Source organism: Pseudomonas sp. FEN (genome assembly GCF_904067045.1).
GTDB lineage: Bacteria > Pseudomonadota > Gammaproteobacteria > Pseudomonadales > Pseudomonadaceae > Aquipseudomonas.
This window is the reverse complement of the sequence record NZ_CAJFDC010000036.1, coordinates 1517954-1526467: the sequence shown is the minus strand read 5'-3', so window position 1 is coordinate 1526467 and position 8514 is coordinate 1517954. Positions and strand designations below refer to the sequence as shown.

Annotated in this window: 5 protein-coding genes and 3 pseudogenes; 6 read left to right on the top strand and 2 right to left on the bottom strand. The window is 61.2% G+C overall.

What is annotated here, in order from left to right; translation table 11 throughout:
* The 3 pseudogenes from PFEN_RS30385 to PFEN_RS30375 all read left to right on the top strand — a co-directional run.
* Positions 1 to 658 (top strand): annotated as a pseudogene (locus PFEN_RS30385) (ATP-grasp domain-containing protein); the annotation flags it as partial.
* Positions 659 to 763: 105 nt separating this feature from the next.
* Positions 764 to 1008: pseudogene (locus tag PFEN_RS30380) on the top strand (GlsB/YeaQ/YmgE family stress response membrane protein).
* A gap of 81 nt (positions 1009 to 1089) precedes the next feature.
* Positions 1090 to 1626: pseudogene (locus PFEN_RS30375) on the top strand (DUF3299 domain-containing protein).
* Positions 1627 to 1805: 179 nt separating this feature from the next.
* Here the strand turns inward: PFEN_RS30375 and PFEN_RS30370 are convergent.
* Positions 1806 to 2708 carry a D-hexose-6-phosphate mutarotase gene (locus PFEN_RS30370; RefSeq protein WP_191489078.1) on the bottom strand — a complete coding sequence of 301 codons (903 nt, stop codon included), beginning with the start codon at positions 2706 to 2708 and terminating at the stop codon, positions 1806 to 1808.
* A gap of 48 nt (positions 2709 to 2756) precedes the next feature.
* The gene (locus tag PFEN_RS30365) at positions 2757 to 3155 is read right to left on the bottom strand and encodes an acyl-CoA thioesterase (RefSeq protein WP_040071787.1); all 399 of its coding nucleotides are present in this window, start codon (positions 3153 to 3155) and stop codon (positions 2757 to 2759) included.
* 373 nt (positions 3156 to 3528) lie between these two features.
* Here PFEN_RS30365 and PFEN_RS30360 point away from each other — a divergent pair, with 373 nt between their 5' ends.
* The 3 genes from PFEN_RS30360 to PFEN_RS30350 all read left to right on the top strand — a co-directional run bounded on the left by PFEN_RS30360 (position 3529) and on the right by PFEN_RS30350 (position 8513).
* Positions 3529 to 4818, top strand: a complete 1290-nt coding sequence (locus PFEN_RS30360) for an MFS transporter (RefSeq protein WP_191489079.1) — start codon at positions 3529 to 3531, stop codon at positions 4816 to 4818.
* Between the two features lie 255 nt (positions 4819 to 5073).
* Complete coding sequence (locus tag PFEN_RS30355; RefSeq protein ID WP_191489080.1) at positions 5074 to 6063, top strand: phosphate ABC transporter substrate-binding protein PstS; 990 nt, start codon at positions 5074 to 5076, stop codon at positions 6061 to 6063.
* A gap of 416 nt (positions 6064 to 6479) precedes the next feature.
* The gene (locus PFEN_RS30350; protein WP_191490291.1) at positions 6480 to 8513 is read left to right on the top strand and encodes an ABC transporter permease subunit; all 2034 of its coding nucleotides are present in this window, start codon (positions 6480 to 6482) and stop codon (positions 8511 to 8513) included.
* Position 8514: the final 1 nt, after the last annotated feature.

Sequence of the window (8514 nt, the reverse complement as noted above, 5' to 3'; positions counted from 1 at the left end):
TGGGTTATGACGGCAAGGGTCAGAAAGTCCTGCGCACTCCGGCCGACGTGGTCGGCACCTTCGCCGAACTGGGCAGCGTTGGCTGCCTGCTGGAGGGCTTCGTGCCGTTCACCGGGGAAGTTTCGCTGATCGCCGTGCGTGGCCGTGACGGCGAAACCTGCTCTCTACCCGCTGGTGCACAACACCCACGACAACGGCATCCTGCGCCTGTCCGTGGCCAGCACCGATCATCCGCTGCAAGCCCTGGCCGAAGACTATGCCGGTCGGGTGCTCAAGCAACTGGATTATGTCGGCGTGCTGGCGTTCGAGTTCTTTGAAGTCGACGGTGGCCTCAAGGCCAACGAAATTGCACCGCGGGTCCACAACTCCGGGCACTGGACCACCGAAGGCGCCGAATGCAGCCAGTTCGAAAACCATCTGCGAGCGATTGCCGGGCTGCCGTTGGGCTCGACCGCCAAGGTCGGTGAAAGCGCGATGCTCAACTTTATCGGCGAAGTCCCGTCGGTGGAGCAGGTGATCGCCATCGCCGATTGCCATCTGCATCATTATGGCAAGGCGTTCAAGCAGGGCGCAAGGTGGGCCATGCAACCCTGCGTTGTGCGACAAAGCGACCCTGCAGGAACAGATTCTGCGGGTCGAGGCGTTGATCGCCGAGTAAAGATGTCAGTGCTGGCGGGAACCTACGGCTCCGCCAGCCTCTGATAGCAGGATGCCAAAGGGTTGACCAGGCTTTGGCTGTGCAAACTCACCTGAGGGAAATGCGATGCACATTATCGGAACAATTTTTATCGGCCTTATCGTCGTTTGGTAGCGCGTTTCCTCAAGCCCGGCGATGACAGCATGGGCTGGATCATGACCATCCTGCTGGGCATCGGTGGTTCGCTGGCGGCAACCTACGGCGGCCAGGCGCTGGGGATCTATCACGCCGGGCAAGGCGCGGGTTTTATCGGTGCGGTCGTTGGCGCGATTATCCTTCTGGTGGTCTACAACCTGATCAGAAAGAGCTGATCCAGACGAGCAAACCCTCTGCGCCGCAATGGCGTAGAGGGCTAGAATGCGTAACATTTCCTTGTGTCTTCGAGTCTCCCCATGCGCCGTCTTCTTTTGACACTTCTTTTTCTGGGTAGTGGCTTGGCCCATGCTGGTGAACTGCCGGAAACCGACTGGCTGGAGCTCATGCCCAAGTCGGACCAGAAAGCCCTTGAGCAAATGCCGGAAATTACCACAACTCGCCCGAGAGCAACGGTACGTTTACCGCCAAGGGTGGCTTGAAACAGAGCAAGGGCCTGCCGGCGGTGATGTATTCAACCAAGACCGTGCCGGCCATGGATGGCAAGGAGATCCGCATCGGTGGTTATCCGGTACCGCTGGAAACCGATGCCAAGGGGCGCAGCACGCTGTTTTTTCCTGGTGCCGTACCCGGGCGCCTGCATCCACGTGCCGCCACCGCCGCCCAATCAACTGGTGCTGGTGCGCTATCCCAAGGGCCTGAAGCTGGACGATATCTATACGCCGCTGTGGGTCACCGGCACGCTGAAGATCGAGAAGGTCAGCAATGACCTGGCCGACGCGGCGTATGCGCTGGATGCGGGGAAGGTCAGGGTGGTGAAGGAGTCGGATCTGTAAGACGGCATTTGAAGCCGAGCACGGTCTTGTGGCGAGCGGGCTTGCCCGCGCTGGGCTGCGAAGCAGCCCCAAAGCCTGTGACTGCGTTCTGCCTGACACAATGAAGCCGCTGATTTTAGGGGCGCTTCGCGCCCCAACGGGGCGATGCGGCGTTCCGACAAGCCCCTCGCCACAAGGTATTACACCAGGCGCTGACTGCCGATAGTCACACCCAGCGTATGACTAGCTCCCGGTGCAAGCGTCACCACATCATCCATCACGTTCGCGGTCTCGATGCACAGCATCTTCTGCCAGCCATCGTCGGCCATGTCGGCGAGTTGACTGGCCCGGTCGATCCACGGGTTCCAGATCACCGCCGAACGTGAGCCCTGGGTGTTCAGCTCGATACGCCGCTCCCAGGTCGGGTCGACAATGCTCAGCCGCGCGGGCGCATTCTGGTAGATACGGTCGGTTTCACCGGCGAAGCGCAGTTCGCCTTGCTGGCGGACCTGCTTCCAGCCATCCGCCGTGTCGATGTAGGCCAGGCCATCCACGCCCTCGACGTGCACATTGCGCACATCGCTGACAGCGAAGTAGGTATGCAGCGCCTGGCTGAGGCTGACCGGATGGTCGTCCTGGTTCTGGCTGGTGAGTTCGATGTGCAAGGTCTCGCCCAGGCGAATGCGCAAGGTCAGGCCGACCTTGTGCGGCCAGCCCGGCAGGCCACCTTCGGGCAGCGGCAGGCTGAACGTCACGTTCACGCTGTCGCCGTCGGCCTCGATGCCTTGCAACGACCAGTTCATCGTCCGTACCAGGCCATGGGCCGTGGGGGCGTCACTGGCTTGGCGCATGGCCTGCACGCTGTCCGGGTTGCGCGAAAAGTTGCCAAACCACGGCCAACACACCGGTACGCCAGCGCGAATGCCCGTGCCTTGCTTGAACAGCGCCTCGTTGTTGAGCCAGATCAGCGGCGGTTGCCCGGTCAATTGGTAGCTGAGGATCTGCGCGCCTTGTTGCGCCACCAGCAATTCGGCTTGGCCGTGGCGGATGCGCCAGCCGTTCAGCTCGTCCAGTTTTACCGTTTCAACATGGGGCGTGGTCATGGTGTTCTCGCAAGGCAGGGAGTTGCAACGGGCCGCCGGGCGGCCGGGTTAGCGCCGTGGCACGGAGCGGGTTCGACCGCTGCCGTCGATGGCCACGAACACGAAGGCCGCTTCGGTGACCTTGCGCCATTCGCTGGTCAGCGGGTCGTCGCTCCACACCTCGACCATCATCCGCATCGAGCTGCGGCCGATTTCCTCGGTATGGGTATAAAAGGACAATTGCGCGCCGACGGCGACCGGGACCAGGAATGCCATGCGGTCGATGGACACCGTGGCCACCCGGCCGCCGGCGACCTTGCTGGCCATGGCGGTGCCGGCCAGATCCATCTGGCTGACCAGCCAGCCACCATAAATATCGCCGAAACCGTTGGCTTCGCGCGGGAGGGCGGTGATTTGCAGGGCGAGATCGCCTTGCGGGATAGGGTCTTCTTGTTCGAGTTCGATCATGCCGGGGTGCCTCTGACCCGTAACGCTACGTTGGTATTGCAGGTGAATAGCCGTCTTCAAGAAAAACGATTCAGCCCGAACATACTACGTTCGTTACGTTTCTCGTAAGCCGCACTAAGGGAAACTCTGCGAAAGCGGCTGGTTCGGCCCCAACGGCGTTTTCGCACAATACCCCTCTAGCCTGCGGGTTCTACCCGACGCAGGGCACGAGTATATCGGTCGATAGACCGCGAGACGACCTCCCGGTTCTCATTTTTGCCGACGAATACGCCGATCCATGTGCTTTTACAAACAATTTGCTATCGTGCCAGACCTGCCTCCAGCCTGAATCGAGCCTTGCTTGACTCATAGACGTGCCCAATAAGAGAAGCCCATGACCACCGCGTCCACCCATATCGCGCAACCTTCGCGCCCGCTGACCCGCAACGACTACAAGACTTTATCGCTGTCTGCCCTGGGCGGCGCGCTGGAGTTCTACGACTTTATCATTTTCGTGTTTTTTGCCGCAGTGGTCGGCAAGCTGTTTTTCCCGGCGGACATGCCGGAGTGGTTGCGCCTGATGCAGACGTTCGGGATTTTCGCCGCCGGCTACCTGGCGCGACCGCTGGGTGGCATCGTGATGGCCCACTTCGGCGATCTGCTGGGGCGCAAGAAGATGTTCACCCTGAGTATTTTCTTGATGGCGGTGCCGACCCTGATCATGGGCCTGTTGCCGACCTATGCGCAGATTGGCATCTGGGCGCCGATTCTGCTGTTGCTGATGCGGGTGATCCAGGGCGCGGCCATCGGTGGCGAGGTGCCGGGTGCCTGGGTGTTCGTCGCCGAACACGTGCCGGAACGCAAGATCGGCTTTGCCTGCGGCACCCTGACCTCGGGTCTGACCGCCGGCATCCTGCTCGGCTCGCTGGTGGCGACTCTGGTCAACAGCCTTTATACACCGCTGGAAGTGGCCGATTACGCCTGGCGAATTCCGTTCCTGCTCGGTGGCGTGTTCGGCCTGTTTTCGGTGTACCTGCGCCGTTGGCTGCACGAAACCCCGGTATTCGCCGAGTTGCAGCTGCGCAAGGCACTGTCTGACGGCATCCCCCTGGGCGCGGTACTGCGTGATCATCGCGGTGCGGTGCTGGTCTCGATGCTGCTGACCTGGCTGTTGTCCGCCGCTGTGGTGGTGGTGATCCTGATGACCCCGACCGTGCTGCAGACGGTCTTTCACTTTTCCCCTACCGTGTCGCTGAAGGCCAACAGCCTGGCGACGGTGTGCCTGACTTTGGGTTGCATCCTCTCCGGTGCGCTGGCCGACCGTTTCGGGGCCGGACGGGTGTTCGTGTTCGGCAGTCTGGCGCTGATGGCGACCTTCTGGAGCTTCTATGGCAGCTTGCCGACTCACCCCGACTGGCTGTTCCCGCTGTATGCCTTGAGTGGCCTGTTCGTCGGCACCATCGGCGCGGTGCCGTATGTGATGGTCAAGGCGTTTCCGGCGGTGGTGCGTTTCAGCGGCCTGTCGTTTTCCTACAACCTGGCCTACGCGATTTTCGGTGGCCTGACCCCGATGGTGGTCACCCTGCTGCTCAAGGATAGCCCGATGGGCCCTGCTTATTATGTGGCGATCATTTGCGGTATCGGGGTGCTGGTAGGGGGGTATCTGTGGGTGAAGGGGCGTTGAGCCGCGGCGGTTGACGCTAGCACCCATCTGGAGGAAGAGGGTTTCAAATTGTTTCAGGGGCGACCTGCCCGGTATCCCGCAGGGGGGGCTGTAGCCCCCGTAGATTCTGGGTTTTTGTCCGTTTATCCGATCAAGGCTGGCGTTCTTCCGAATGCTGGCCTTTCATCTAACTGTCACATACCAGTCATAGAGTGTTCATGCGGCCTACAGATACTTGGGCCCGATCTAACAATCCCTATCTGCTAGGAGCAAGGCATGAAACTGAAGCGTTTGATGGCGGCAATGACTTTTGTCGCTGCTGGCGTTGCAACTGCCCACGCGGTCGCCGCTGGTGTGGACCCGTCCATTCCGTCTTATACAAAAGTCACGGGTGTATCGGGCAACCTGTCCAGCGTTGGTTCCGACACCCTGGCTAACCTCATGACCTTGTGGGCTGAGAACTACAAGAAAGAATACCCGAACGTGAACATTCAGATTCAGGCCGCCGGTTCCGCTACCGCGCCGCCCGCCCTGACTGAAGGCACTTCGAACCTGGGCCCGATGAGCCGCAAGATGAAGGACACCGAGCTGGCTGCCTTCGAGCAGAAGTACGGCTACAAGCCGACCGCTATCCCGGTCGCCGTGGATGCCTTGGCCGTGTTCGTGCACAAGGACAACCCGATCAAGCACCTGACCATGGAGCAAGTCGACGCGATCTTCTCCTCGACTCGTCTGTGTGGCGCCAAAGCCGACGTCAAGACCTGGGCCGACCTGGGCGTGACCGGCGACCTGGCCAACAAGCCGGTTCAACTGTTCGGTCGCAACTCGGTCTCCGGCACCTACGGCTACTTCAAGGAAGAAGCCCTGTGCAAAGGCGACTACAAGCCTAACGTGAACGAACAGCCAGGTTCGGCTTCCGTTGTGCAGTCCATCAGCTCCTCGCTGAACGGTATCGGCTACTCGGGTATCGGCTACAAGACCGCCAGCGTGAAAACCGTTGCCCTGTCGAAGAAAGGCAGCACTGACTTCATCGAAGACAGTGAAGAAAACGCACTGAACGGCAAATACCCGCTGTCGCGTTTCCTCTACGTGTATGTCAACAAGGCCCCGGGCAAGCCTCTGGCTCCGCTGGAAGCCGAGTTCGTGAAACTGGTCCTGTCCAAGCAGGGTCAGGAAGTGGTTGTGAAGGACGGCTACATCCCACTGCCAGCCAAGGTTGCCTCCAAGGCACTGGCTGACCTGGGTCTGAGCGAAGGCAAGAAGTAAGCCTTGAGCCGGGGCGCCAGCCCCGGTAGCACCACCAAGGCGCGGCTTGATCTCCATCGGCCGCGCCCCATATTCCGAAACCGCTGCCAGCCCTGCTGGGCGGCGGCTTCAGTGCGTCACTGCATTGTCATCTTTCTGTCATACAGGATCGCTAGGGTGTGCGCATGAACGATCTGGCCAATTCCACCATGACTACGACTTCTCCCCCCAAGCGTATTGACTTCAATACGCCTGAGCTGCAACGCAAGCGCCGTATTCGCGCGCTGAAAGATCGCCTGACCCGGTGGTACGTATTTATTGGCGGCTTGGCTGTCCTCGGGGCGATCACGCTGATCTTCTTCTTTCTCGGTTATGTGGTCCTGCCCCTGTTCCAGGGTGCCTCGCTGACCGCCGAGAAAAGCATTACGCCGGCCTGGATGCAGGATGCCGGCAAACCCCTGATGATCTCCGTGGAAGAACAGAATCAGGTGGGCATGCGGGTTTCCGACAAAGGGCAGGTGCTGTTCTTCAATGCCCAGGACGCCACCGAGCTGTCGCGCGTGAACCTGCCGATTCCGGCCGGTACCACCGTCACCTCCATCAGCAAGGACCAGCCGGGCATCCCACTGGTCATTGTCGGCCTGTCCAATGGCCAGGCGCTGGTGTTCCGTCACACCTATAAAGTGACTTACCCGGACGGCAAGAAAACCATTTCTCCAGCGCTCGAGTACCCTTACGGCGAAGCGCCGATCAACCTCGATGAGCAGGGACGCGCGCTTGAGCATGTGAATCTGAACACCGCCGATTCGACCCTGGTCGTGGCGGGCTCCACTGGGGCACAGTTGCACGTGCTGGCGCTGACCCAGGAAGAGAACATGATGACCGGCGAGGTCACCAGCGAGCAGAGAAGCATCGAGCTGCCGCAGATGACCGAACCGGTGAAGGCGATCTATATCGATCCGCGCCAGCAATGGTTGTACGTGATCAACGGGCGCGCCCAGGCCGACGTGTTCAGTCTGCGCGACAAGAGCCTGAACGGTCGCTATAAACTGCTTGAAAACGCCGATGCCGAAGTGACCGCCAGTACACAACTGGTGGGCGGTATCTCGTTGATCATCGGTGACTCCAGTGGCGGTCTGGCCCAGTGGTTCATGGCCCGTGATCCCGATGGCGAGCTGCGCCTGAAACCCATCCGCAGTTTCCAGATGGGCTCCGCGCCGATCGTTGAAATCACCGCTGAAGAGCGTCGCAAGGGCTTTGTCGCCATGGACGCTTCCGGCAAGCTCGGCGTGTTCCACAGCACCGCGCACCGGACCCTGCTGGTCAACCAGGTGGTCGATGGCCAGGGCCTGTTCGGCCTGTCGCCGCGGGCCAACCGGGTGATCGTCGAGCAAGGTGGCAAGATCCTGCCGTTGGTCCTCGACAACCCGCACCCGGAAGTGTCCTGGAGCGCGCTGTGGAGCAAGGTCTGGTACGAGAACTACGACGAACCCAAGTACGTCTGGCAATCGACCGCCGCCAACACCGACTTCGAACCCAAACTGAGCTTGTCGCCGCTGACCTTCGGGACCCTGAAGGCCGCGTTCTACGCCATGTTGCTGGCCGCGCCGCTGGCCGTCGCCGCCGCGATCTATACCGCCTACTTCATGGCCCCGGGCATGCGCCGCAAGGTCAAACCGGTGATCGAGTTGATGGAGGCGATGCCGACGGTGATCCTCGGTTTCTTCGCCGGCCTGTTCCTGGCGCCGTATGTCGAAGGGCACCTGCCGGGGATCTTCAGCCTGCTGATGCTCGTGCCGATCGGTATCCTGGTGGCCGGTTTCGCCTGGAGCCGCCTGCCCGAGTCGCTGCGCCTGCGGGTGCCGGACGGTTGGGAAAGCGCAATCCTGATTCCGGTGATCCTGTTCGTCGGCTGGCTCTCGCTGTTCATGAGCCCGCACCTGGAAGCCTGGTTCTTCGGCGGCGACATGCGCATGTGGATCTCCCATGACCTGGGCATCACCTACGACCAGCGCAACGCCCTGGTAGTGGGCTTGGCCATGGGCTTCGCGGTGATCCCGAACATCTACTCCATCGCCGAAGACGCCGTGTTCAGCGTGCCACGCGGCCTGACCCTGGGTTCGCTGGCCCTGGGCGCCACGCCCTGGCAGACCATGACGCGGGTGGTGATCCTCACCGCCAGCCCGGGCATCTTCTCGGCGCTGATGATCGGCATGGGGCGCGCCGTCGGCGAGACCATGATCGTGCTGATGGCTACCGGCAACACCCCGGTGATGGAGATGAACCTGTTCGAAGGCCTGCGCACCCTGGCGGCCAACGTCGCGGTGGAGATGCCGGAGTCGGAAGTCGGGGGTAGCCACTACCGTGTGCTGTTCCTCTCGGCGCTGGTGCTGCTGCTGTTCACGTTCATCATGAACACCCTCGCGGAACTGATTCGTCAGCGCCTGCGCAAGAAATACTCGTCGCTTTAAG